General features: G+C 63.1%; 20 protein-coding genes. 8 read left to right on the plus strand and 12 right to left on the minus strand.

What is annotated here, in order from left to right; genetic code table 11:
• The first annotated feature begins 598 nt into the window (after window positions 1-598).
• Both ACSQ20_RS16650 and ACSQ20_RS16655 read left to right on the plus strand, forming a co-directional pair.
• Window positions 599-2,035, plus strand: coding sequence for a sialidase family protein (locus ACSQ20_RS16650; RefSeq protein WP_436021836.1), 1,437 nt, complete (start codon window positions 599-601; stop codon window positions 2,033-2,035).
• A gap of 210 nt (window positions 2,036-2,245) precedes the next feature.
• Window positions 2,246-2,974, plus strand: a complete 729-nt coding sequence (locus tag ACSQ20_RS16655) for a DeoR/GlpR family DNA-binding transcription regulator (RefSeq protein WP_436021838.1) — start codon at window positions 2,246-2,248, stop codon at window positions 2,972-2,974.
• Between the two features lie 3 nt (window positions 2,975-2,977).
• On the opposite strand, the gene ACSQ20_RS16660 is transcribed toward ACSQ20_RS16655, so the two are convergent.
• The 11 genes from ACSQ20_RS16660 to ACSQ20_RS16710 all read right to left on the minus strand — a co-directional run bounded on the left by ACSQ20_RS16660 (window position 2,978) and on the right by ACSQ20_RS16710 (window position 15,739).
• The gene (locus ACSQ20_RS16660; protein WP_436021840.1) at window positions 2,978-4,015 is read right to left on the minus strand and encodes an ABC transporter permease; all 1,038 of its coding nucleotides are present in this window, start codon (window positions 4,013-4,015) and stop codon (window positions 2,978-2,980) included.
• A gap of 24 nt (window positions 4,016-4,039) precedes the next feature.
• Window positions 4,040-5,572: a sugar ABC transporter ATP-binding protein gene (locus tag ACSQ20_RS16665; RefSeq protein ID WP_436021842.1), complete on the minus strand. Its 1,533-nt coding sequence runs from the start codon at window positions 5,570-5,572 to the stop codon at window positions 4,040-4,042.
• Window positions 5,573-5,669: 97 nt separating this feature from the next.
• Window positions 5,670-6,671 (minus strand): autoinducer 2 ABC transporter substrate-binding protein, encoded by a 1,002-nt coding sequence (locus tag ACSQ20_RS16670; protein WP_436021844.1) that lies wholly within the window; start codon window positions 6,669-6,671, stop codon window positions 5,670-5,672.
• A gap of 116 nt (window positions 6,672-6,787) precedes the next feature.
• The gene (locus ACSQ20_RS16675) at window positions 6,788-7,831 is read right to left on the minus strand and encodes an ABC transporter permease (RefSeq protein ID WP_436021846.1); all 1,044 of its coding nucleotides are present in this window, start codon (window positions 7,829-7,831) and stop codon (window positions 6,788-6,790) included.
• 38 nt (window positions 7,832-7,869) lie between these two features.
• Window positions 7,870-8,823, minus strand: coding sequence for a ribokinase (gene rbsK / locus ACSQ20_RS16680; RefSeq protein WP_436021848.1), 954 nt, complete (start codon window positions 8,821-8,823; stop codon window positions 7,870-7,872).
• The gene (locus ACSQ20_RS16685; protein ID WP_436021850.1) at window positions 8,823-9,320 is read right to left on the minus strand and encodes an RbsD/FucU family protein; all 498 of its coding nucleotides are present in this window, start codon (window positions 9,318-9,320) and stop codon (window positions 8,823-8,825) included. The genes rbsK and ACSQ20_RS16685 overlap by 1 nt, the downstream gene beginning before the upstream one ends.
• A 61-nt stretch (window positions 9,321-9,381) precedes the next feature.
• The gene (locus ACSQ20_RS16690; protein ID WP_436021852.1) at window positions 9,382-11,781 is read right to left on the minus strand and encodes an aldehyde dehydrogenase family protein; all 2,400 of its coding nucleotides are present in this window, start codon (window positions 11,779-11,781) and stop codon (window positions 9,382-9,384) included.
• 15 nt (window positions 11,782-11,796) lie between these two features.
• Window positions 11,797-12,801, minus strand: a complete 1,005-nt coding sequence (deoC, locus tag ACSQ20_RS16695; RefSeq protein ID WP_436021854.1) for a deoxyribose-phosphate aldolase — start codon at window positions 12,799-12,801, stop codon at window positions 11,797-11,799.
• Between the two features lie 148 nt (window positions 12,802-12,949).
• Window positions 12,950-14,494, minus strand: coding sequence for an FGGY-family carbohydrate kinase (locus tag ACSQ20_RS16700; RefSeq protein WP_436021856.1), 1,545 nt, complete (start codon window positions 14,492-14,494; stop codon window positions 12,950-12,952).
• A 246-nt stretch (window positions 14,495-14,740) separates the two neighbouring features.
• Entirely contained in the window at window positions 14,741-14,893 is a 153-nt protein-coding gene (locus tag ACSQ20_RS16705; RefSeq protein WP_436021858.1) for a DUF6496 domain-containing protein, read from the minus strand.
• 165 nt (window positions 14,894-15,058) lie between these two features.
• Window positions 15,059-15,739 (minus strand): FadR/GntR family transcriptional regulator, encoded by a 681-nt coding sequence (locus ACSQ20_RS16710; RefSeq protein WP_436023186.1) that lies wholly within the window; start codon window positions 15,737-15,739, stop codon window positions 15,059-15,061.
• Window positions 15,740-15,970: 231 nt separating this feature from the next.
• Between ACSQ20_RS16710 and dgoD the strand changes: the two genes are divergently transcribed.
• The 3 genes from dgoD (at window position 15,971) to ACSQ20_RS16725 (ending at window position 19,748) form a co-directional block, all read left to right on the plus strand.
• Window positions 15,971-17,119, plus strand: a complete 1,149-nt coding sequence (gene dgoD / locus ACSQ20_RS16715; RefSeq protein WP_436021860.1) for a galactonate dehydratase — start codon at window positions 15,971-15,973, stop codon at window positions 17,117-17,119.
• A gap of 372 nt (window positions 17,120-17,491) precedes the next feature.
• Entirely contained in the window at window positions 17,492-17,866 is a 375-nt protein-coding gene (locus ACSQ20_RS16720) for a DUF7079 family protein (protein WP_436021862.1), read from the plus strand.
• Window positions 17,867-18,644: 778 nt separating this feature from the next.
• Window positions 18,645-19,748: a trypsin-like serine peptidase gene (locus ACSQ20_RS16725; protein ID WP_436021864.1), complete on the plus strand. Its 1,104-nt coding sequence runs from the start codon at window positions 18,645-18,647 to the stop codon at window positions 19,746-19,748.
• A gap of 199 nt (window positions 19,749-19,947) precedes the next feature.
• On the opposite strand, the gene ACSQ20_RS16730 is transcribed toward ACSQ20_RS16725, so the two are convergent.
• Window positions 19,948-20,865, minus strand: a complete 918-nt coding sequence (locus ACSQ20_RS16730) for a CopD family protein (RefSeq protein WP_436021866.1) — start codon at window positions 20,863-20,865, stop codon at window positions 19,948-19,950.
• 503 nt (window positions 20,866-21,368) lie between these two features.
• Between ACSQ20_RS16730 and ACSQ20_RS16735 the strand changes: the two genes are divergently transcribed.
• From ACSQ20_RS16735 to ACSQ20_RS16745, 3 genes are all read left to right on the plus strand, one after another.
• Window positions 21,369-22,106 carry a c-type cytochrome gene (locus tag ACSQ20_RS16735; RefSeq protein ID WP_436021868.1) on the plus strand — a complete coding sequence of 246 codons (738 nt, stop codon included), beginning with the start codon at window positions 21,369-21,371 and terminating at the stop codon, window positions 22,104-22,106.
• Between the two features lie 20 nt (window positions 22,107-22,126).
• Complete coding sequence (locus tag ACSQ20_RS16740) at window positions 22,127-23,422, plus strand: c-type cytochrome (RefSeq protein ID WP_436021870.1); 1,296 nt, start codon at window positions 22,127-22,129, stop codon at window positions 23,420-23,422.
• A 202-nt stretch (window positions 23,423-23,624) separates the two neighbouring features.
• Window positions 23,625-25,310: a DEAD/DEAH box helicase gene (locus ACSQ20_RS16745; protein ID WP_436021873.1), complete on the plus strand. Its 1,686-nt coding sequence runs from the start codon at window positions 23,625-23,627 to the stop codon at window positions 25,308-25,310.
• Window positions 25,311-25,319 lie beyond the last annotated feature (9 nt).

Raw genomic sequence — 25,319 nt, forward strand, 5'->3', positions numbered from 1 at the left:
CCGCAGCGCAATGACGCCGATGGTTACGCCGCATGATGGCGCGCGATCCAATCGAACCGGCCGCCCGAACAAATCGCCGGGCGCAAGCAATGTGTAAGCGCCGAACCATCGGCGCGAAGCCGGGCATGTGGGCGCTTGGCAGCGAGCCGAGAATCGACCCTGTCGCGCTCGCTAGCGGACGTCTGGTGAAAATAGCGCAGTCCCGATGGCCGAAACCAATGGCCGACTACGGAACGCGAATCTGTTACAAATAATTTCATCCACACCTCGCTGACGTTACCTAAAGTGCATTTCGTTCGTGCTGGTGGCAGTAAGGGGGTTCATTAAGTGATGTCCGACGCGCTGGCGGTTCCCAGCGTCCGCGGCCCCGCGACAGTCGAAGCGGCAGTGTGTTTGGCGAGCGAAAACGATAATGACGCGAAAGCAAAAGCGAAAGCACGCCGGGGATACGATCGTCTGAGCTGGTGGAACTGTCCCAACGAGTCGGGACCGGATTCGGACGAGCGGCGTGCAGGGCTCGCCGCGTCGGGCGTTTTTGCCGCCGGGTATCTACCGGCTGGCTGGCTGTTGCGAGCCGCATCGAGAGGAGGAGTCTTCCATGCGACTCAATTGCAAGCCTCGTTCGTCGTTCGCTGTCGCCTCGGCCGCGGCGTTGCTTTTCGCCAGTACCGCCGCGAGCGCCGCGCCCGTCGTCGTTTCGGGCCCCAGTCCGTTCGCATCTTGCACGATCGGCGGGCCCGGGATTAATTACGTCAACGCCGAAGTCGAACCGTGGGTAGCGGTGAATCCCGCTAATCCGTCGAACGTGATCGGTGCATGGCAGCAGGACCGCTGGTCGAACGGCGGCGCGCACGGACTGGTCGCCGGTTATTCGTTCGACGGCGGTCAGAGCTGGAAGCAAACGAACTTGCCGTTCACAGCTTGCGCGGGCGGGCTCGGCTACGAGCGCGCGTCGGACCCATGGGTGTCGATCGGGCCGGACGGCACCGCTTACACCGTGTCGATCTCGTTCAACCAGTCGAACAACAATAATGCGGTGGCGGCCGCCGTATCGAAAGACGGTGGGCAAACGTGGGGCAACCTGAGCGTGCTGATTGCCGATAACGAACCGTCGCTGCAGTTCTTCAACGATAAGGAGTCCGTGACGGCCAACCCCGTGAAGGCCGGCGTGGCCTACGCGGTATGGGACCGGCTCGAGCTGCCTAACGCCAATCCTTACGCGAACCTTCATGCGAGGGCCTACCGCGGCCCAACGCTCTTTTCGAAGACTGTCGACGGCGGTGTGACCTGGAGTTCGCCTGCCGAGATCGTGAAGGTGCCGTCGCAGCAGCAGACCATCGGCAATCAGATCATCGTCGATCCGCGCAACGGCACGCTCTACGACTTCTTCAATTTGATCCGGCCGCCTGCAAACACCAGCGAGAGTCACGTGGCGTTCATCAAATCGACCGACGACGGCGCGACCTGGAGCAAGCCGCAAATCATCGCCGATCTGAACACGGTCGATGTGGTCGACCCCAACACGAACGAGCCGATACGCACCGGCGACATCATTCCGGAGCCGGCAATCGACCCGGCCACGGGTCGGCTTTACGTCGTCTGGCAAGACGCGCGGTTTAACGGCGGGCAATACGACGAAGTCGCGCTATCGAGTTCAAGCGACGGCGGCAATACCTGGAGCGCACCGACGCGCGTCAACACGCCGAGCGGCCGCGTCGCGTTCAACCCGATGGTGCGTGTGAACACGGCGGGCACCGTCGCCGTGACCTATTACGACCTGCGCAATCTGGCTGCCGGCAATACGACGACGCTGCCCACCGACTATTGGCAGACGACGTCCACGAATGGGGGCGCAAGCTTCGGCAACGAGGTGCATCTGGCCGGATCGTTCGACTTGAAGCTCGCGCCGGTAGCCGAAGGGTTCTTCCTCGGCGATTACGACGGCCTCGACGTGCGCGGAACGTCATTCCTGCCGTTCTTTGTGAAGACAAACACAACGACGGCGAATAGAACCGATGTCGTCGCGGTGCCCTGAGCCTTCCCGCTAGTTCCTACATCAGCTCTCGCATCGGCCGTCCGGCGAGCCTGCCGGGCGGCCACGCCCTTTAAAAAAAACCTCATCCTCGGCATCGGCACACGCGGTCGCGCTTGTTATAATCTGCGCACGATTACGATACGAATATAACGCCGCACCGTTTCGGCGCCGCTTGCGCGCGGCGAGGCGGCGGACCTCGACCGGGTTTCCATGCTGAAGACTGAACGCTTGCGCTCGTTGGCCGACGCGCTCGCCAAGCACAACGTCATGCGCCTGCGCGATGCGGCCGCGCTGCTCGGCGTCTCCGAAATGACGGTGCGCCGCGATATCGCCGCGCAGCCCGATCGCTTCACGTATTTGGGCGGCTATATCGTAAGCGCCGTGCAGGTTCCGAACGCGGCCGGGTACTCGCTCGACGCCGAAAAAGACCACTTCGCCCAAGCGAAGGCGCAAGCTTCGGCGCGCGCTGCGCAACTTGTCGCCGATCACGAAACGATCTTCATCGACTGCGGCACCACGCTGACCACGCTCGCCAAACTGATTCCGGCCACGATGCAGGTGACGGTGGTGTGCTACTCGCTGAACATCGCCGAAATCCTGCGGCACATGTCGAATGTTCGAATGATCTTGCTAGGCGGCGTCTACGTCCCGTCGTCGGACTCGTTCACCGGCGATGAAAGCCTCGAGATGCTGCGTCGCATGGGGATCAACAAGGCGTTCATATCGGCAGGCGGGATCGACGCGGCACGCGGCGTCACCTGCTGGAATTTTCATGAAGTGGCGCTCAAGCAAGCCGCGATGGCCAGCGCCGTCGAGCGGCACCTCGTCGCCGATTCGAGCAAGTTCGGCATGGTGAAAGCCGTGCGGTTTTCGCAGCTCGACGACTTCGATTCGATCATCACCGAACAAGGTCAAACGCTGCGCAAGCGCGAGGCGTAGTGGCTAGTTGTTGCGCCCACGCAGGACGAACAGCGTGCCGGCGATCAGAATGAACGCACCAATGATGACCTTCTGCCACGTGCTCGGCACGCCAACGAGAATCAGCACGTTATTGATCAGCGTCACGAGTACGACACCCAGCAGCGTGCCTACGACGGTCCCGCTGCCGCCGGTAATGCGCGCGCCGCCGAGAATCACGGCGGCGATCACGTCGAGCTCCGAGCCCACGAGATCGAACGGGTTCGCGATCCGGCTGTTCGATACGTGCAAGATGCCCGCCAACCCGGCAAGCAGCCCGGTATAGCCGAACACGAACAGATGCACCGCGCGCAGGTTGTAGCCCAGCCGCTCGGCGATGGCAAGACTGCCGCCCATCGCATAGACGGCCCGGCCCATCATCGTGCGGTTCAGCAGCCACCATGTGACGAGCGCAGCCGCAACGAGCGCGATTACCGACACCGGCAACACCGCATGCAGGCCATCGGCCGTCCGATAGGCAATCAGCGGAATACGGCCGAAGCGGTCCATGCTGTACGGAATGTTCATGAAGAACGTTGTGCCGACGAACGTCAGCAGCAGCCCGCGGTAAAGATATTGCGTACCGATCGTCACGATCAGCGACGGCGCTTTCAAGCGATACACGAGCACGCCGTTGATGAGCCCAAGCAACACACCGCCTACCGCCCCGGTGAGCAGAATCAACGCAAACGGCGCGTCGGGCCACCAGGCAAATACCGCCTTGGTGATCGAGTACATCGTCAGCGCGCCGATCGCAGTGAACGAGACGTCGATGCCGCCCGCGGCCAGCACGACGAGCGTGCCGAGCGCGAATAACGATGTCGTCGTGGCCGAATGCAGCATGTCGAAGACTGTCGCCCACTGCAAAAAGCGCGGGTTCATTATCGCCACGACGATACAGGTGAGCACGATCAGCGCGGCTGTGAACCACTCGGGATGGCGCGCGAGTCTCGATCGCAAATTCATCGGGCGCCGCTCGCTCGCGACAGCCATTTTGTTAGGAGTGCTCATCGTTTGATTCATGGTGGGCAGCGCTCAAGTCTTGGTCTATGCCGCTTCGGACAGCAGCGCCCGATACAAGGCAGCTTCGGTCAGCCCGTCGGCGCGATACTCGCCTGCCAGACGGCCTTTTTTCATCATCAGAATACGATCGCAGTTCTGCAGCAGCTCGGGCAGATCGTCACTGATCAGCAAGATACCGATGCCGCGCTGCGAGAGCCGCTGCATGATGCGGTAGATGATGTCCTTCGATCCCACATCGACACCGACGGTCGGGCCGTGCAGGATCAACACGTGCGGATCGATCGCGAGCCAGCGGCCGATCAGCACGCGCTGCTGGTTGCCGCCCGAGAGCGACTGCACCGGCTTGTCGATGTCGGGGGTTGCGATCTGCAACTCCTTCACCGTATGCTCGGCAAGCGCCCGGGAACGCTTGCGGTCGATCTGCCCGAAGCGGTCGCGCAAGCTCGAGATCATCGCCGTGATCACGTTCTCGCGAATCGACTTGTCGAGAAACAACCCTTCGCTCAAGCGATCTTCGGGCACGTAGCCGATCCGATGCTGCTTCGCGTGCGCAGGTGTTGCGAGCGTCACCGTGACACCCTCGAGCGTGATCGTGCCCGCATCGGCCGGACTCACGCCGGCAAGCGCGCGCGCCAATTCGTTACGGCCGGAATCGAGCAGCCCCGTCACACCGAGAATTTCGCCGCGATTGAGCGAGAACGAGATGTCCTGAAACTGCCCGCGCCGGGTCAAACCGCGCACCGACAGTACGACGCCTTCGTTCGTGGACACCGCGCGATAACGCTCCTGCGACAGTTGCCGCCCGGTCATCAACTCACTCAACTGCGCCTTCGTATAGTCGGCGATCGGCCCTTGCGCGACTTTCTGCCCGTCGCGCAGCACGATGACTTCGCCGCCGATCGCATAACATTCGTCGAGCTTGTGGCTCACGAACAGCACGGTCACGCCTTGCGCGCGCAATGCGCTGAGCACGTCGATCAGATTCGCGACTTCCTTTTGCGTGAGCGACGTCGTGGGCTCGTCCATGATGACGAACTTCGCCTCGCTCGCAATGGCCCGCGCGATCGCCACGAGTTGGCGTGTCGCGAGCGGCAGTTGTTCGATCAGCGTCGACAGGAATTCGTCGTCCCCGGCCAAGCCGACTGCCGCGAGCGCGCGCGCGGCACGCTCGGCCAACGCGCGGCGATCGAGCGTGCGGGCAAGCCGCCCGCCGTGCTCGGCAAGCTCGGCCGTCAACGCGACGTTTTCGACGACGCTCATATTCGGCAGCAGCGAGAGGTCCTGATAGACGGTTTCGATACCCGCCGCAAGCGCTTGCAGCGGCGAAAGCTGCGCATAGCGCGCGCCTTCGATGACGAGCTCGCCCTCGTCGGGCGGCTGCGCACCCGAGATGATTTTGATCAGCGTGCTTTTGCCGCAGCCGTTCTCGCCGAGCAAGTGATAGATTTGTCCGCGCGCAAACGAAAGCGTCACGCCGCGCAGTGCATAAACGCCGGTGAAACGTTTATGCACGTCGATAATCTGCAACAACGGCTCACTGGCCCGATTCTGATTCATCGTGACGTTCCGCTCGCAATAAAAAACTGCAGATGCGCGCCCGGCTTTTCATTGTTCATGCTTGGCTGCTGCCGGGCGCGCGTGGTTGGCTCACCGATCAGAAGTTGTACTGCTTGTAGTTCGACTTGTCGACGCTGACCCAGCCCTTGCCGCGCACGATGATGCCCTTGCCCGGCCCCTTGCTGACGGTCACGTTCTCGTAGCCCGGCAAGCCGAGGTTGTCGCCCGTCTTCACCGTCTTGTTATCGATCAACATTTGCGCGATCTTGTTCATCGCCTCGCCGGCGAGCTTCGGGTCCCAAAATGCAATGCCGTTGATCGCGCCGCTCTCGAGATACTTGCCCGCTTCGCCCGGCAAGCCCGTGCCGAACACGCAGATCTTGCCTTGCAGCCCGGCCTCTTCCACCGCGCGGCCGATGCCGAGCACGTCGAGCGAAGACGATCCTTGGAAGCCCTTCAGATCGGGATGCTTGCGCAGCACTTCTTTCGCGACCTCATAGGCACGCGTGCCATCGTTGTTGGTTTCGAGATTGTGCTCGACGAGGTCCATCTTCGGATACTTCGCCTTCGCGTTCGAAATGCCCCCTTCGGCCCATTGCACCTGCGAGCGGCTGCCGAGCGAACCGACGAGCGTCGCCCATTTGCCCTCGTCCTTCATGCAACTGGCCAGCCGCTCGTTGAGCGCGGCGCCGTATGCCGAATTGTCGAACGCTTCGAGATCGACCATCGTGTTCTTCGCGTTGTCAGCCTCGTGCGTGACGACCTTGATGCCGCGGTCCATCGCCTTTTTCAGCACGGGCTCGAGCGTCGGCGGATCGTAAGGCACCACGGCCAACGCACTGACCTTCTTCGCAATCAAGTCCTCGATGATTTTCGCCTGCTGGGCTGCGTCAGCGCGGCCGGGACCCGTCTGGTACGCGTTCACCCCGGTTTGCTTCGCGAAATCTTTTACGCCTTCGTCCATGCGGTTGAACCAACTGATGCCGGTCACCTTGACGACCGTGACAATCGTTTCATTCGCCGCCGCATACGCTGTAACAGCGATGCCTGCGCTGAGTGCGCAAGCGGTGAGCGCGAGGCTCAATCGAGTCAGTTTCATGCTTTATGTCTCCTGTCTTGTTCGCTTGATGCCCCTTGTTACACGGCGAACGCCCGAGGCCATGGTGTCCGCCGATTGCTCGATACCCGATACTCGATGCTCTATTCAAAAACCGCTCAGGTTTTGATTGTGCCCTTCGGCCTAGCGCCCCCGGGCGCCACGAAGCCGAAGATCGCGCGCACGCGTTCGCCGCCCGCAAAGGCAAGCGAAAGCAGCAGCAGAAAACCCCACGTGCAGTCGCCAAAAAACTGCGACACGTTCATCAGATTGAAAAGGCTCGACAGAAACTGCAGCACCGTCGCCGCGAAGAAGACACAGATTACACGCCCGTAGCCGCCTGCCGGGTTCACGCCGCCCATCACCGCAATCAGAATCGCGATCAGCAGATAGGAATTGCCGTAATCCCATTTCGCGCTCATCGTGTGCGTCACGCTGACAAGGCCGGCAAGGGACGCGAGCAAGCCGCACAGCGTGTAAGTGCCGACAAGCATGCGCGCATTCGGCACGCCTGCATAAAACGCGGCGCGCTGATTGGTGCCCATCAGAAAAAGACGCAGGCCGAACGGCGTGCGCTTGAGCAGCCATCCGAGCACCAGCGCGGCCGCGAGGAAGATGCAAAACGAGACGGGCACTTGAAAGAACGTGCCGTTGCCGATATCGGAAAGCGGCTCGATGTAGTCGACGTGCACCGACGCACCGTTGCTGAGCGCCACGGCCAAACCCGTGAAGACCAATTGCGTGCCCAGCGTACAAAGAATCGGCGTTAGCCGCACGCGCGCAATCACGATGCCGTTCAGAAAACCGCCCGCAAGCCCCATGCAGGCCACGATCACGCAAAAGAGCGACGTGTAGAGTACCGGTGCTTCGTCGCCATTGACGAAGCGCGGCACGATCAGCGCCGCCACCATGCCCGACAGGTTCGCGAGCCCGACGCCCGATAGGTCGATGCCACCGTTGCCCGAGAGCATCGACAACATGATGCCGAATGCCAGCAGGCCGATCTCGGGCAGCTGCGAGCCCATCGACTGCAAGTTGTCGATGCCCACGAACTGGCCGCGTGAAAACCAGACGGCAACGAGTACGACGAGCACATTCACACTCAGCAGAAAATTGAGCTGCCGGTCCGCGAAATACGCATGCAGATTGAACGATGGCTTCATGTTGCGATCGACTCCTTCTTTTCGCAGGGCGCGCAGGATCAGCGCGTCGCCGCCGTTGGTGCCGTTGATGCCGCTGCTGCGAGCACGTCCTCGACCTCGGCGCGATACGGCATCGACGGAGCCGTTCCCGGGCGCGTCACCGAAATGCCTGCGAGCGCGCAACCGAAACGCAGCGCTTGCAGCGGGTCGTCGCCGCGTGCCAGAGCGGCGGCGAACCCGCCCGTGAAGCCGTCGCCGGCGCCGGCCGTCTCGACCACCGGCCCGCAACGAAACGCCGGCACCCAAACCGACTGCGTACGCGAATGCAACAGTGCACCGGCCTCGCCAAGCGTGACAATGACAGCACCCGCGCCTTTGTCGAGCAGAACGTCGGCCGCTCGCCGTGCGTCGTCGGCTGTGCGAATCTCGATGCCGGTGAGCGCAGCCGCTTCGGTCTCGTTCGGCGTGACGTAGTCGCACAGCGTGAAGATATCGTCCGGGAGCGCAAGCGCCGGCGCGGGATTGAGCACCGTCGTGACGCCGTGCCGGCGCGCGATTTCGAGCCCACGGCGCGCAGCGGCGACAGGCTGCTCGAGTTGCGTGACGAACACTTGCGCGGCGGCGATGTCGGCTTCGATGGCATCGGCATCGCTCGCGTCCATGGTGCCTGCAGCGCCGGCTGCGACGATGATCGCGTTATGCCCGGTGCCCTCTTCCACAAAAATGTGGGCCGCGCCGGTGGCGACGCCGTCGAGCGTGCTGGCGCGTGCGGTAATGCCCTCGGCCTGCCACGTCGCGCGGGCGATCTCGCCGAACGCGTCGTTGCCCAGGCGGGTGCAGAAGACCACGTCGCCGCCCGCGCGCGCGGCAGCAACCGCCTGGTTGGAGCCCTTGCCGCCCGGCCCCATCGCGAACGTGGACCCGGCGATCGTCTCACCGATGAGCGGCATGCGTGAAGCGCGGAATGCGAGGTCCGTCACATAGATGCCAAGGATGACGACACGCCCGCTCATTAGGAGCGCTCCTTCGGGGCGCCCCCCGCGAGGACTTCCGTGGGAACGTCCGGGGCCAGGATTACGCCTTTTTTGAAAACGAAACAGCCATAGCCGCGCTGCTCGCCCGTCGCAATCACGCAATAGGCCCCGCGCGCACGTGCGTAAAAAGCATGGCGTTCGATCGGCCCGAACGGCACGGCGCGGCCTTCGGCGGCATCGACTTCCATTTGCGCCTCGCGCTGCACAGCCGGCAGCGCCTGCGGATCGCCGACGACTTCCATGCGCATCGCGGGCGTTTCGACAAAGGTATCGAGCGGCAGCACCGACAAGATCGCGCGAACGGCACGCGCCGAATCCGTACCGTCGATGCGCAACAGCCGACCGAGCGTCGTGTCGCGCGCCACGGCGTCGGCCGGAAAATTCGCGTCGCAAACAACGACTTCATCGCCGTGCCCCATCGCGCGCAGCGCGTACAGCACATCGGCGTTCAAAAGCGGATCAAGGTTTTTCAGCATGTTTTGTCTCCTCCGTTGTCAGGGGCTTGCCGCTCAGCGCATATCGGCGATGCGGCCGGCGTCAGTCGCCATACGGTATCCAAATGTTCTTGACTTGCACAGCCTGACGCAAGAACGGCAAACCCTCGGTTTCGGCGTCGAACCAGTCGAACTGCCGGCCGTAATCGACAAAGGTTCGCTTAAGGTTGCCAATCGACTCTCGCTCGGCCAGCGCCGAATCTTCCGCGTTGCCGAAGCACCAGAGCGCATCGACATCGTCATGCTTGGCCAGCGCCGGCAACAGCGCGGCGCGCGCGCCGGTCACGATGTTGAGCGCGCCAGCCGGCACGTCGGACGTCTCGACGACCTGGTAAAAGTCGGTCGCCGTCAGCGGACACGACACGCTCGGCAAAACCACCACGCGGTTGCCGAGTGCAAGTGCCGGGGCCACGAGCGAGACGAAAGCGAGCAGCGACGCCTCGTCGGGGCACGCGATGCCGATGACGCCCACCGGCTCGTTCATCGCCAGCGCCACGCCGCGCAGCGGCGGTGCGTGCACCGCCCCGTCGAACTTGTCGGCCCATCCGGCATAGCTGAACAATCGCACGACGGCGGCATCGACTTCGCGCGTGGCCGCCTGCATCGCAACCTGCGTGCGACGGGCCAGTTGACGCGCGAACTCGTCGGCGCGCGCTGCGAGGTTTTCGGCGAGATAGTAAAGCACTTGGGCACGGCCATGCGCGCTCATTTGCGACCACTTCTCCGCTTGCCGGGCGGCCGTCACCGCGTCGCGAATGTCCTTGCGGTTGCCGTCGCCCACTTCGCCGACGAACGTGCCGTCAGGGGAGTGGACCGCACGCACGTAGCCGCTGTCCGGCCGCACCTGCTTGCCGCCGATGTAGAGCTTTGCGGTACGGTCAATTGCATCAGCGCCATCGATGCTGTTGGTTGGCGTCGTATCGACGCGGGCGGCATTGCCTGCGTTACCCGAGGTACGCAATGGCAGCTTGGCCCAGCCGGGCGGCTTCAAGTATTCGTAGACGCCCTCTTTGCCGCCCTCGCGCCCATAGCCGGATTCGCGATACCCGCCGAAGCCCACCGCGGCATCGAACAGGTTCGTCGCGTTGATCCAGACCACACCGCAGGCCAGACGCGGCGCGATGTCGAGTGCGCGGCCAATCGTCTCGCTCCACACACTCGCCGCGAGCCCGTAACGAGAATTGTTGGCGAGCGCGACCGCTTCGTCGGACGTGCGAAAGCTCATGGCCGCCAGCACGGGGCCGAAGATTTCCTCTTGCGCGAGCGTCGAGGCCGGCGCGACGCCGGTAACGAGCGTCGGCGGGTAAAAGAGGCCGCGCGCCGGCAGCGCCACTTCACTCGGCTGCCACACGGCGCAGCCCTCACGCCGGCCCGCCTCGACGAGCGACTCGATACGCGCGAGCTGCACGGCGTCGACGATGGCCCCCATATCGATGCCCTTATCAAGCGACTGCCCCACGCGCAGCGTGGCCATGCGCCGCTTGAGCTTGTCGATGAAGCGCGCCTCGACGCCTTCTTGCACGAGCAGCCGCGAGCCTGCGCAGCAAACCTGCCCTTGGTTGAACCAGATCGCGTCGACCACGCCCTCGACGGCGCCGTCGAGATCGGCATCATCGAACACGATGAAGGGCGACTTGCCGCCGAGTTCGAGCGTGAGCGATTTGCCGGAACCCGCGGTGGCCGCGCGAATGAGGCGACCGACTTCGGTCGAACCGGTAAAGGCGATTTTGTCGACATCGGGATGATCGACGAGCGCGGCGCCCGTGCGCCCGTCACCCGTCACGACGTTGAGCACACCGTCGGGCAGTCCCGCCTGTTTCGCAAGTTCGGCGAACAGCAGCGCCGTCAGCGGCGTGTATTCGGCGGGCTTGAGCACGACGCAGTTGCCGAGCGCAATGGCCGGCGCGATTTTCCAAGCCAGCATCAAGAGCGGAAAATTCCACGGCACGATCTGGCCGATGACGCCGATCGGCGTCCATCGCGCGAACTCGCTCTGCTGCAGTTGCGCCCATCCCGCGTGATACAAAAAGTGACGCGCGACGAGCGGGACATCGATATCGCGCGTCTCGCGAATCGGCTTGCCGTTATCGAGCGCTTCGAGCACGGCGAACAGGCGGCTGTGACGCTGGACCATCCTGGCCAGCGCGTACAGATGGCGCGCACGCGCCGGTCCACCCAGCGCATACCAGCCGGGCTGCGCGGCACGCGCGGCGGCCACTGCGGCCGCGACATCGGCGGTGTCGCCAAGCGCTACCCGGGCAAGCGTCTCGCCGGTAGCCGGCGCGATCACATCGAACGACTCGCCGGCCGCACGCGCATGCCACGCGCCGCCGATGAAATGGGTAAACGACGCATCATGCCCGGCGAGCCAGGCACGCGCGGGTTGATCGTCCTCGGGTGCGGGACCGTATTCCATGGAAGAAAAATACTCGGCTACGCTCATCGCTTCTCGGCTCGGTCAGGCAGTGGGGTGACGGTTGAAAGCGGAATAACGGCCGCTTACGTGGTGCTCGAGCTGACGCTCGATATCGGCAAGCAAGCTCGACGCGCCAATCCGGAACAGCGCGGGTTCGAGCCAGGCGCGCCCAAGCTCTTCCTTCATCAGAATTTGATAGGCCAGCGCCGACTTGGCCGTCGAAACGCCTCCTGCCGGCTTGAATCCGATCATGGCGCCCGTGCGCTCGCCGTATTCTCGAATCATGCGCACCATGACGAGCGAGACGTCGAGCGTGGCGTTCGCGCTCTCCTTGCCGGTCGACGTCTTGATGAAGTCAGCGCCCGCCATCATGCAGACCATCGACGCCTTCGCGACGTTCGACAGCGTGCGGATGTCGCCCGTGGCAAGGATCGCCTTCATATGCGCGGAGCCACAGGCTGCGCGAAAGTCAGCCACCTCGTCATACAGCGCGCGCCAGTTGCCGGTGAGCACGTGCTCGCGCGTGACGACGATGTCGATCTCCGCGGCGCCCGCCGCAACCGATGCCTCGATCTCTTCGAGCTTGAGCGGATGCGGACTGAGGCCGGCCGGAAAGCCCGTCGACACGGCGGCCACAGGCACGCCGCTACCGGCAAGCGCATCCACCGCTGCCGGGACGAACCGATGATAGACGCACACCGCGCCCGTCGCGATGCGCTCGCCGGCGAGCCCGAGCGCTTCGAGAATATCGTCGCGCACCGGGCGGCGCGCCTTGGCGCACAAGCGCCGCACGCGGCCCTCGGTGTCGTCGCCGCTCAGCGTCGTGAGGTCGATGCAGGTCACGGCCTTGAGCAGCCACGCCGCCTGCGCGTCCTTTTTCACGGCGCGCCGCGTGCCGAGCGTCGCCGTGCGGCGCTCGACGGCCGAAGGATTGACGCGCAGCGTATCGAACCACGCGGCGTCGAACGGCACGCCCGGATTGCGCGACGCGGTAGACGCTGAAGCGCCCCGCAGCACGACCACCGAATGAGAAGAAGCTTCGGACATGGAAAAAGAGCCTGGATGGTGCATCCGCACAATGAAACCGAAATCAAAGCCGGAACCGAGCACAACGCTCGGCGCTTAGCCGCAGCCATCCTATCGCAGCCGATATGATCATGACAAGTAGTTGTTACGATCATCTCTACAAAGTGGTCTACTCCGCTCGCAGTTGATGCATCGACTCACGCAGCGCCGGATAAAGCCCCTTGTAGACTTCGAACTGGCGCGCATAGACGGCCCGGCGCGACGGCTCCGGCCGAGCATGCTCGCGCAGCGTCACCCAACCGCGTGCGGCTACGTCTTCGTTCACGAGCCCCACGCCAAGCGCCGCGAGCAGCGCGGCCCCGATGGCGGCCTCGACCTCTTGTTCGATCGTAAAGACCGGGTATCCGGTGACGTCGGCGATGATCTGCATCCACAGGTCCGAGTGCGCCGCGCCGCCGACGACGATGAGCCGCTCGTCGAGCGAGCTCGCGCCACGCTGGCCCGCTTCGATGTTGTGCTGCAACGCGAGCGCCACGCCCTCGAGCACGGCGCGGTACAGATGCGCGCGCGTATGCGTGAGATTCAGGCCGATGAACGCGCCGCTTGCCTGCGGGTCCCAGATCGGGCTGCGTTCGCCCATCAGATACGGCAAAAAGAGTGCGCCGTCGCAGCCGGCCGGTATTTGCGCGGCGGACGTCTCCAGGAGCCGGTGCGCGTCGCCGTGCGCGAGCCCGCGCGCCGCTTCGATTTCCGCCTGACAGAATTGATCCCGATACCACGCCACGCAGGCACCCGCGCAACTCGCGCCGCCGAACACATACAAATCGCGTCGCCCGTTGACCACGTAGGGCATACTCACCAAGCCGTGCTGTGCGTCGACGGTTTGATTGATATAACCCCAACACATGCTTGTGCCGATCATCGCAACATGTTGACCGGGCCGAGTGACGCCCGCCGCAAGCGTCGCGATCGCCGCATCGACGCCGCCCGCGACGACCGGCATGCCGGTTTCGAGGCCAAGCGGATCGGCCCATTCCGCCAGCAGCCCACCTACGATCTCGGACGATTCGACGAGCCGCTGCGGCATCATCTCGCGCGCGATGCCGAGCATGGAGAGCGTTTCGTCGGACCATGTGCGACGCGCGACATCGTAGACGCCGCCGATGTTCCCTGCGGAACTGTGGTCGACTGCCAGCTCGCCCGTCAGGCGAAATGCGACGTAGGCGTTCGGCGGTACGAAATAGCGTGTCTTCGCCCAGACCTCGGGCGCGTGATCGCGCAACCAGAGCATTTTGGTGAAGCCGTAGTAGCTGTCGACGCCGTTGCCGGTGATGGCCCCGAGCCGCTCGACATCGACATTGCGCCGCACCCATTCGACTTGTTCAGTGGCACGGCGGTCCATCCAGATGAGGCAGGGATGCAACGGGCGCATTTGCTCATCGACGGGAACGCCGGACCCGCCGTAGAGACTGCTGATGGCAAGCCCCTTGATCGCGCGCGCATCGATGCCGTTGGCGCGCGCCTCCCGCGTACATGCTGCGATGCACTCGCGCACCGCATCGAACCACACGCTCGGCCATTGCTCGGCCCACAGCGGTTTCGGCGTATCGGGACGGTAGCTGCTTGCGTGCTGCGCGACGATTGCGCCGTTGCCATCGGCGAGTACCGCCTTTGTGCTTTGCGTGCCGATATCAATACCGATGACGTAATCCATTGGCGCGTGTCTCCAAATGCATGTCGAGTGGGTGTTGTGATGGCGGGCCGGCCGCGGCATCGTTCGCTGAGGGCAAACAGCGATTGGCGATCGGCAAACAGTTGCGTTTATAGGCCGAACGTCGGTAGCGTGCAACCGGGGCGGCTGGGCGTCGCGGGGGTTGGGCCGCGTGTACGGCGTGCGCCGCGGGTGAGAGGCGGCGGGTGGCAGCGGTGCGGGAAGACGGCTCCCGCACCGCTTTTCAGGTTACTTTTCGTTCTTCTTGGGGATTTTGGCGCCGTGTTTGCGGGCCTGATTGAGCGCGATCGCCACAGACTGCTTTTGCGATTTGCCGTGCTTCATTTCGGTTTTGACGTTCTTCGAAATGTCCTCGCGGGACGAGCCTTTTCGCAGTGGCATGATGTCCTCCTTGTGGGCCATAGCGCCCGGTTTGCCGGTGTCCCGGCACACCTACGATGCGAGCAACGCGCGTTCCCGGCAGCGCGCCATCAGCCGGATGTACTGGCTTTCCGAACAATGAGTCAATAAGTGCGGGCGGGCGCCCCACCATTGCGATCGTTGGCGTCATTGCTCGATTCGCTTGCGCGTCATGCCGAGCAGGCCGGCCATCGCGGCGCGCGCCTCCAACGGATGACGTGCGCGGATCGCGTGAAAGACGGCCGAGTGCTCGGCAAGCGACACATTGAATACCTCCGCGCGTTTCGCATTGAGCAGCAATTGCGCCTCGAGGGTACGTTCGATGACGGGCCCGAGCGGCATCAGCAGCTCGTTGCTGCACGCGGCGAGAATGCCCAGATGAAAGCGCAGATCGGCGCGTACCCATTCATCGACGTTGCGCGCCGTGACCATCGCGGCGTGCGCGTGCGCGAGCGCGGCGAGCGTCTCGTCCGTATGCGTGCGGGCCGCCAGTTCGGCCGCGTAGGGCTCCACCATCTCGCGCATTTCCTGGAGCTTCAACGCGAAGGCCAACGGCGGCGCAACTTGCGAGTACCAGTCGAGCAGGTCCGCGTCGAGCAGGTTCCACGCATGACGCGGCCGCACGCGCGTGCCCACCTTCGGTCGCGATTCGACGAGCCCTTTCGAGGTGAGCGTGCGCAGTGCCTCGCGCAGGACCGTGCGGCTGACGCGAAAGCGCTCCATCAATTCGGCTTCGCGCGGCAGCGTGGATTCTGGCGTGTAGTCGCCGCGCAAGATGTCCGTGGCCAGCAAATAGGCGACGCGCCCATGCAAATCGCGCTGAATAATCGTTCTCCTTCAATGGTCGGTCGAATGACGACGACGCCAAACGCCCCGCCCGATCGCGATTATCGCGACAGCAGCGGAAAGCGCAAGCCGATTAGTCTGCGTGGGGTGCTTTTAATAGTACTATTAATCGTACTTTCAGTGAAATTGATGTACCATTAGCGTTTTGATACGGCGCTGCCGCATGTTCCTCGCGTGAGCGGTAGGCATCGCTGCTGGAGGAGAGAGGTCACCATGAAAATCACCAAGCTCGAAACGTTCGTCGTCCCGCCACGCTGGCTCTTTTTGAAGATCGAGACCGATGCCGGCATCATCGGATGGGGGGAACCGGTCGTCGAAGGGCGCGCGCATACGGTTGAAACGGCGGTTCAGGAATTGGCCGACTATCTGATCGGCAAAGACCCGCTTGCCATCGAAGATCACTGGCAAGTCATGTACCGGGCTGGCTTTTACCGTGGCGGGCCGATTTCGATGAGCGCCATTGCCGGCATCGATCAAGCGTTGTGGGACATCAAAGGCAAGCACCATGGCGTGCCTGTTCATGCGCTGTTGGGTGGACAAGTGCGTGATCGCATCAAGGTCTACTCGTGGATCGGCGGCGACCGCCCGAGCGACGTCGCGAACAATGCGCGGGCCGTCGTCGAGCGGGGCTTCAAGGCGCTCAAGATGAACGGCTCGGAAGAAGTGCAGATCGTCGATACGTACGACAAGGTCGAGCGTGTGATTGCTAACGTGGCCGCGGTACGTGAGGCGGTGGGCCCGCACGTCGGCATTGGCGTTGATTTCCATGGCCGCATTCACAAGCCGATGGCCAAAGTGCTCGCGAAGGAGCTCGATCCTTACAAGCTGCTGTTTATCGAAGAGCCCGTGCTGTCGGAAAACGCCGAGGCGTTGCGCGACATCGTCAACCAGACGAATACGCCGATTGCGCTGGGTGAGCGTCTTTACTCGCGGTGGGATTTCAAACAAATCCTCGCGGGAGGTTACGTCGATATTTTGCAGCCTGATGCGTCGCACGCGGGCGGCATCAGCGAATGCCGGAAAATCGCGACGATGGCAGAGGCTTATGACGTTGCGATCGCGCTGCATTGCCCGCTCGGGCCGATTGCGCTTGCGGCATGTCTGCAAATCGATGCAGTGAGTTACAACGCGTTCATTCAAGAACAAAGCCTCGGCATTCATTACAACCAGGGCAACGATCTGCTGGATTACATCCGCAATCCCGAAGTCTTCAAGTATGAAGACGGCTTTGTTTCGATACCGCAAGGGCCAGGGCTTGGTGTTGACGTTGATGAGGCGAAGGTGCGCGAGATGACGAAGATCGGGCACCGGTGGCGTAACCCGGTTTGGCGGCATGAAGATGGGAGTGTCGCGGAGTGGTAGCGGGTAGTTAGGTAGCGCGGGCCCCAAACCCAACTATCATCAGCCGACAAAAAATGATTGGCGAATCACTGTGAGAGAGTGAGCGCCAATCGCATCGACGGGAAATGAAAATGGGACTCCGAAAGGTCGCGGCGTTTATCGCGCGATTGCAATCACAATGACCAGCACTCATACAACCTCGCCAATCTCCGGTGAGAAAAATCATCCAAGCGGCGGGTGGGCCGCCGGTAGTGCAGCGGTTGCGGCAGGCGTATGCGCGGCGACTGCACTAGTATGCGTAGGGGCGATGGTGTTCGCCGGCGGTTTGCTGGCGGCATATGGAGCGGACGCGAGCTTCGGCTCTCTATATCCACGCGCCATCAGGTGAGCCCAGTGACGGAACCCCTCGACATCGAACGCCGGGCCCCGGTCTGGGAAGCGCTCTCGGAACTGTTCGTCGGCAAAGAATTACAGGACTACGACTACGCGGCAATCGCCGAGACGCTGCGCCAGTCCCGGTATTCGCTCGACGAACTCGACAAGATGCTTCACACAGAAGTCGCGCCGGTTTTCCGCGGCAACCTCTCTGCGCTTGCCGTTCCGGAAATGGAAGGCTGGGCACGAGACGCAATCGTTAGGGACATCCAGGCTTACCTCATGCGAGAGCGAACAGGGCTATCGCGATTGCTGATGCGGTTGAGCGCATCCAAGGCGCTGCCCAAGGTTGTAAGTGACCGATGGCAGCGGATCAGGCCGCTCGTCTCATAATCAGCGACAGCCAACAGCCGCACGAATCGGCCGCCGCGTCGTCATCATGTGCCCGCCGCCCCTGGCCCGCGTTTTGCACCTCTTTGACAAAACAACAAATCCGAGAGGCCCCCTCAGGGCGAGCATCTGCAGGGCTGCCCCCGGTTCGCGCGTTCGCTGCCTCAATCGTTATGGCATAACGCGCCAAGCACAGCGGCGCCGCCGGCACCGGCTCCGCTACGTCGCATCAGACACCGCATCGAGATTGCTGCCACAACAATCAATACCTGGTTATCGAAACGTCCTGACGCTGACATTTTTCACAGTTGTCGAATGTCAATTCGAGTGATTTACTGTCAATCATAAAATAATAATAAAATCGAAACAGCCGTTTTCCTTTGACGCCTCGAAAATTGGACTTGCATGCCACATTATTGACCGGAGTCGGACGTTAGCAAGTAGTCGATCGCTCGACCAACGAAACATTCCTAGAACCTTTTCCCGCGTGCGCACGCTATGCGCGTGGGCTCGGCCCGAGGCCGAGTGCTTTGACGTGGCTACTGTCTTCTTTTTGCCTTGCTGGCGCCTCGAAAGAGGGCTCGTCTGAATTGGGTTCGGATAAACCCTCGTCGCCCTATCGGCGCCGCCCTAGTCCAATCACGCAAAGCGATCGGGCTGGCCCAACGCGCGTCGATTAATCGCTTCTGTAAAAACCTCGCAATTAATCGAAGCAATATGAATTAGGGGATTAAAAGTGAAAAAGCTCATCCTGTATACAGGCATTTCATTGATCGGCTCTATGATCGCCACCGGCGCTCTCGCGCAACACGTCAAAACGGTAGGCGCGATCACTGAGCTCGTGCTGCCAGCGCAGAGCACGCAGGCCGCAAGCACGATCGACTTTGCCCATGCGCTACCGATGCCGCTCCCCAATCCCGGTTTACTACCGCCGTCGCTGGGGGAATCGGCGTTGTTCGCGCCCGCATCGCTTGGCGCACCGGGCCATGCGATCGGAGGCGTCGGAAACGGCACGCGCACATCCATCCAACTCGCCGCACCCAGCCAGCTGAGCACGCAGGATGGAGGGGTCGGCTCGCAGGAATTCGGAACGTCGTCCCAACTCTTCACGACCAACCGCGTCGATGCGCTCGGAGACAACACTCAGTTTTATTATGCGTTTCGGCCGACCGGTAAGCTGTTCTTCAACATCGGAACGGCGACTTACGTGTGCTCCGCGTCGCTCCTCAAACCCGGGGTCGTTGTCACAGCCGCCCATTGCGTAGCCAATTTCGGCCGGCAACAGTTCTACTCGAACTGGGTATTCGTACCCGCGTATAGCAACGGTTCCGCGCCGTATGGCGTTTGGCCTACCGCCTCGGCGGCTGTCCTGAGCGCCTACTACACGGGCTCCGATCCGTGCGCGGTCAGCGGCGTCGTTTGTCAAGACGACGTTGCGGTATTGATCCTCAACCCGCAAAGCGGGGTGTACGCCGGCAACCGCACAGGGTGGTACGGCTATGGGTGGAACGGCTACGGTTTCAATGGATCTGCACAGGCGCTGATCAACCAGCTCGGCTATCCGGTGGCGTTGGACAGTGGCGCGTTGATGGAGCGCAACGATTCACAAGGCTACGGAGCGCCAAGCTTCTCTAACAACACGATCATCGGATCACTGATGACAGGCGGCTCCAGCGGCGGACCGTGGCACGTCAATCTTGGCGTTGCACCTATCCTGGCCGGCACGAGTTTCGGCAACGCCGCGGCACGCAATACCGTCGTCGGAGTCACGAGCTGGGGTTACACCGATACGACCGTGAAGCAGCAAGGCGCGTCGCCGTTCACGAGCGCCAATGTCGTGCCACTCGTGAACTACGCTTGCACGGCAAGTCCCGCGGCCTGCTGACGCTCGCGTGCGATCGAAACGATGAGGGACGGCCGCGGATCGGGCCGTCCTTCGCGCTTGTGCGCGCAAACTTGCCGCTAAGTCTCCCCTCCAGCAAGTGCCGATGAGCGCACCCTCTGTTCAACGCGCGACACGAACCGGCCGCAGCACCGCCTTGTCACGCACCACAATCACCACGATCACCACAACACGCGCCCACTCAAGGCGGCGGCGACTGCACAAGCACAGCGGCGACGAGAAACACGCCTACCATCACAAACGCTTCCAGATGGAGCATGTTCTTGAACGTATAAGCATCCACGGTGGACGCCGTGCGCCGCAGCCGCGGGAGCACCGACGTGCGATTGAGCCCACCCAACACGACGGCCAGCAGCACGAGCGCCAGCTTGAGCGTCAGCACATGCCCCCAGGTACTCGAACGCAACGCGCCGACATCGCCATGCAGCCCATGCCCGGCTTCGACCACGCCAGTCAGAACCACCACGCAAAACGCCAACAGCGAGACACTCGAGATACGCTCGGCAAGACGAATCAACGCGCCACGCGTGATGGACGTATCGAGTGCCGGCAGCACGACGAACGCCCCGGCCAGCACGATCCCGCTCCATACAGCGGTAAACAACGCGTGAACAATCTGCGTCTGATAGGCAAGCGAAACGACGCCAGCATCGGCCGCATGGCCGAGCGAAGCCATGCCCGCCGCGCATATGAGCGCCGCAAGCCCGACGAAGCACTGGCCCAAACGCCCGCCGCCGTACAACAGCGCGGACACCAGCAATAACGCGGCCCCGCCGAACGCGACGCTCCAAGCATGGCCGACATGCGTCGAACCGATCACGTCGGGCAGGGCCGGCAGCGCTCCGGCAAGTCCCGCCCCGCTTATCGACGCAGCCTCGTAGAACAACCAACCGCCATCGGCAAGCACGAGCGCGAACGCCGCCGCAATGAGCGAAGAGCGGGCGCGCTGCCAGGCCAGGTGCGACGGCGCGTTCGGCACCCGTGCGCCGTCAACGGCGAGCCATCGCTCGAACAAAGCCGACCCCACGACGAAAGCGAAAGCCACGTTCATCAGCGCACCGAGCGCGACTTGTCCCACCAACAGTCCGTCGACGTTCATCGCGCGCAACCCCCGATAACGTTGACGTTGACGTTGAACAGCGAGCGCGACGCGCAAGAAAAGTGACGAGGGACGCGGCGGGGAGCAAGAAGCTTCATCGGCAAATAAGCGGGCAATGGAGATAAGAACAAAGGAATAGACAGCACGTAAAGCGGACTTGCGAGGCGGGTGTGCAAAAGCGGGACGAGCCGCCCGTACCAGGCGAGCCCTCGCTTGGCGCAGCCGAGAGTGTACGCTGCGGCGCGCGCAACGCCGAAGCGCGGCATGCACCGGGCGCAGTTTTGAGCCTGAGCACGCGTCAAATTGTCGCGCCGTCGCATTTTGAATGAATCCGCGCCGGCTCTCCAAATGGCTCGTGACGGGCATCGATGATAGAATGCTGCGTCGCAACGCGCCCGCGCACCTGCGACGCATACAAGTACATCGGCAGTACATCCAAGATGTAAAAACCAGGTCACAGCGCCATGCCAGGCCGATCGAAGTCCGGCAGGTCCCGAATAACGATGGAGTTACGCGTGTCTTCAAGACGCATTTTCCGCCCGCTACTCGCCCTTCTGTTGATTGGTAGCGCCGGCGTCTTCTTTACTGCGGCTGCGCTTGCGCAGACCCAGCCCAAGGCCCCCGATACGATGGAAGCCCGGGTGCAGGGCTGTACAGCCTGTCACGGCAGCCGCGGTCAGGGTACCGACAACGACTACTTCCCGCGCCTCGCGGGCAAGCCGGCCGAGTATCTCTTCAACCAGTTGCAAAATTTCCGCGAAGGCCGACGCAAGTATCCGCCGATGAACTACCTCGTCACGTATCTTTCGGACGAGTATTTGCACGATATCGCCGAGTACTTCTCGAAACAGCGCCCGCCGTACCCGCCGCCGACGAAGGCGACGGTCGGCGCGGACATACTCGCGCGCGGCCACGATATCGTCTTGAAGGGCGATGCGTCGAAGAACATTCCCGCTTGCGCCGCCTGTCACGGCAAGGCGCTCACTGGTATGGAACCGGCCATTCCTGGCCTCGTCGGCCTGCATCAGGACTACATCAGTGCGCAGCTTGGCGCCTGGCGCTCGGGCACCCGCCACGCGAAGGCGCCCGATTGCATGCATGACATCGCCACGCGCCTTACCGACGACGACGTGAACGCCGTCGCCGCGTGGCTGTCGACGCAACCTGCTCCGCAAAACCCCGTGCCGGCTCCGGCCCGCTCGATGAAGACTCCGCTTGCCTGCGGCAGCGAACCGCAATAAGCGCGAGGAGAGACATTCAAATGAAACGCAAGTCCCTGTTCGCGCTGTCGGCTGTCGTCCTCGCGGTTGCAGCACTCGGTTCCGTCCTCTGGTCGGGCGGCGACAATCTTCACAACGGCACGGCACAAGCCGCCACACCAGCCGATCAAGCCGCGCAGATCAAGCGCGGCGAGTATCTTGCCCGCGCGGGCGATTGCATCGCCTGCCACACGGTGCGCGGCGGCAAGCAGTTCGCGGGCGGCCTGCCGATGGCGACGCCCTTCGGTACGCTTTACACGCCGAACATCACGCCTGACGACCAATACGGTATCGGCAAGTGGTCGTCGGACGACTTTTACCGCGCGATGCACACCGGCCGCTCGAAAGACGGCAGCCTGCTCTACCCGGCATTCCCGTTCACGAGCTACACAAAGGTGTCGCGCGAAGATTCGGATGCGATCTACGCATATATGCGCTCCATTGCGCCCGTCAGCGTACCGAGCCGCCCACACGAACTGCGCTTTCCGTTCAACAACCGCAATTTGTTGATCGGCTGGCGCACGCTCTTTTTCCGCGAAGGCGGCTATAAGGACGATCCGACGAAGTCCGTCGAGTGGAATCGGGGCGCGTATCTGGTTGAAGGCCTCGGCCACTGCGCGATGTGCCACACCTCGATCAACCTGATGGGCGGCCCTGTCAATTCGGCGGCGTTTGCGGGCGGACTGATCCCGCTGCAGAACTGGTATGCTCCGTCACTGACGTCGAACAAGGAAGCCGGCCTCGGCGATTGGGACATCAAGGATATTTCCGATCTGCTCAAAAACGGCGTCTCGCAGCGCGGGGCCGTGTTCGGGCCGATGGCCGAAGTCGTCCACAACAGCTTGCAGTATCTGTCCGACGACGACGTTCGCGCGATGTCCACGTATCTGAAGACGATCCCGCAAAAGCAAGAAGCGCCGGAAACGATGCAGTACGAGACGTCGGAGAAATTCGGCGGCGAATTGTTCGAGCAAGGCAAGAAGATCTATGGCGACAAATGCGCGAGCTGCCATGCCGTCAACGGGCTCGGCAAGCCGCCGGCCTACCCGCCGCTCGCGAACAATCCGTCGATCCAGATGCCTTCGGCGGTCAACCCGATCCGGATGGTCCTGAACGGTGGTTATCCGCCGAGCACCACGGCCAACCCGAAGCCGTACGGCATGCCGCCGTTCGCGCAATCACTGACGAATCAGGAAGTCGCAGCAGTCGTGACCTACATCCGTCAGTCGTGGGGCAACAAAGGCACGGCAATATCGCCTCAGCAAGCCACCGACTTGCGCTCGGCGCCGCTCGATTGAGCATATGACGTACGAGGGGCGCGGCCAAGCGGATAACCGCGGCCGCGCCCTTCGCATTTCCGGCACGGCAAACCCAGCCGCGTCCGGACCCAGGCGGTTCGACGGCGTCACAAACGTCGCGCCACAGGTCTGCCGCATCGCGTCGTTTCGCGGTACGCAGCGTGCAAGACGGGCCGCTTCCATCCGCATTTGAAGAAACACTATGTCTTTTGAATCTCTAGGCTTGTCAGAACCGCTGGTGCGGGCTGTCCACGAACTCGGCTACAGCACGCCGACGCCCATCCAGAAACAAGCCATTCCCGCCGTGCTGGCCGGCGGCGACTTGCTCGCGGGCGCCCAGACGGGCACGGGCAAAACGGCCGGCTTCACGCTGCCGATTCTCGAGCGGCTCGCCTCGTCGCGCCCGGCGCACGCCGGCACGGGCGCCGCTGCGGCCAAGCATGTCGTGCGCGCGCTGATTCTCACGCCGACGCGCGAGCTGGCCGCGCAAGTCGAAGAAAGCGTGCGTGCCTACGGCAAGTACGTGAAGCTGAAATCGACGGTGCTCTTCGGCGGCGTCGGCATCAATCCGCAGATCGACGCGCTCAAACGCGGGGTCGATATCGTCGTCGCAACGCCAGGCCGCCTGCTCGATCACATGCAGCAAAAGACGATCGACCTCTCGCGCCTCGAAATCCTCGTATTGGATGAAGCCGACCGCATGCTCGATATGGGCTTCATCCACGATATCAAGCGCGTGCTGGCAAAACTGCCGCCCAAGCGCCAGAACCTGCTGTTTTCGGCCACGTTCTCCGACGAAATCAAGACGCTCGCCGACGGCTTGCTCGATGCGCCGGCACTGATCGAAGTCGCGCGCCGCAATACGACGACCGAGCTTGTCACGCAAAAGGTCTATCCCGTCGATCGCGACCGCAAGCGTGAGCTGCTCACGCATCTGATTCGCGATAACGCATGGTTCCAGGTGCTCGTCTTCACGCGGACCAAACATGGCGCCAACCGGCTCGCGGAACAGCTGACGAAGGACGGCATCAGCGCGCTCGCGATCCACGGCAATAAAAGCCAGTCCGCGCGCACGCGTGCTCTCGCAGAGTTCAAGGTCGGCACGCTGCAAGTGCTCGTCGCCACCGATATCGCCGCGCGCGGCATCGACATCGACCAGCTACCGCACGTCGTGAACTTCGATTTGCCGAACGTGCCCGAGGATTACGTCCATCGAATAGGCCGCACCGGCCGCGCAGGCGCATTGGGTGAAGCGGTTTCGCTTGTGTGCGTCGACGAATGGCAGTTGTTGAAGGACATCGAAAAGCTGATCAAGCAGACGCTGCCGCAACAAGTGATCCCCGGGTTCGAACCCGACCCGCACGCGAAGCCGCAGCCGATCCAGCTGCGCAGCGGCCAAGGCGGCGCCGCACGCGCGCCGGCGCGCGCAGCCAAGCCCGCTGCGCCGCGCGCGTCGCAGCCCGCACCCGCCGAGCGCGGCGCGAAGGACGGCACGAAACGCGGCAGCGCCGGCAATGCCGGTGGCGGCACCGCACGCGATGCGCAGCAAAATAGCCGTCGCACGGCCCGCACCGACCATGACGCCGCCCCGGCTCGCGGCCACTCGCGTGGGCCGAACACGGGCGAAGCGCGAGGTGCAGGTGCAGGTGCAAGTTCCGGCGCCGGTACCGCTGCCAAAGCGCAGCCGAACGCGCCGCGCGAGCGCAGCCATTCAGCCAAGCCGGAGCAAGCCCGACGCGAGCCTGCACACAATGCGCCAGCGGCCGAGCCGCGCCGCGAGGAAGCGCGCAGCCCGCGCACGCGCTCGGGCGACCCGGGTGCGCTGCTGGGCGGCAGCAAGCCCAAACGGCCAGGCACCGCGACTGGTGCACCGCCGCGGCGCCGCTGATCGCCCCTG

The sequence above is a fragment of the Trinickia sp. LjRoot230 genome (genome assembly GCF_964253315.1).
Taxonomy (GTDB): domain Bacteria; phylum Pseudomonadota; class Gammaproteobacteria; order Burkholderiales; family Burkholderiaceae; genus Trinickia.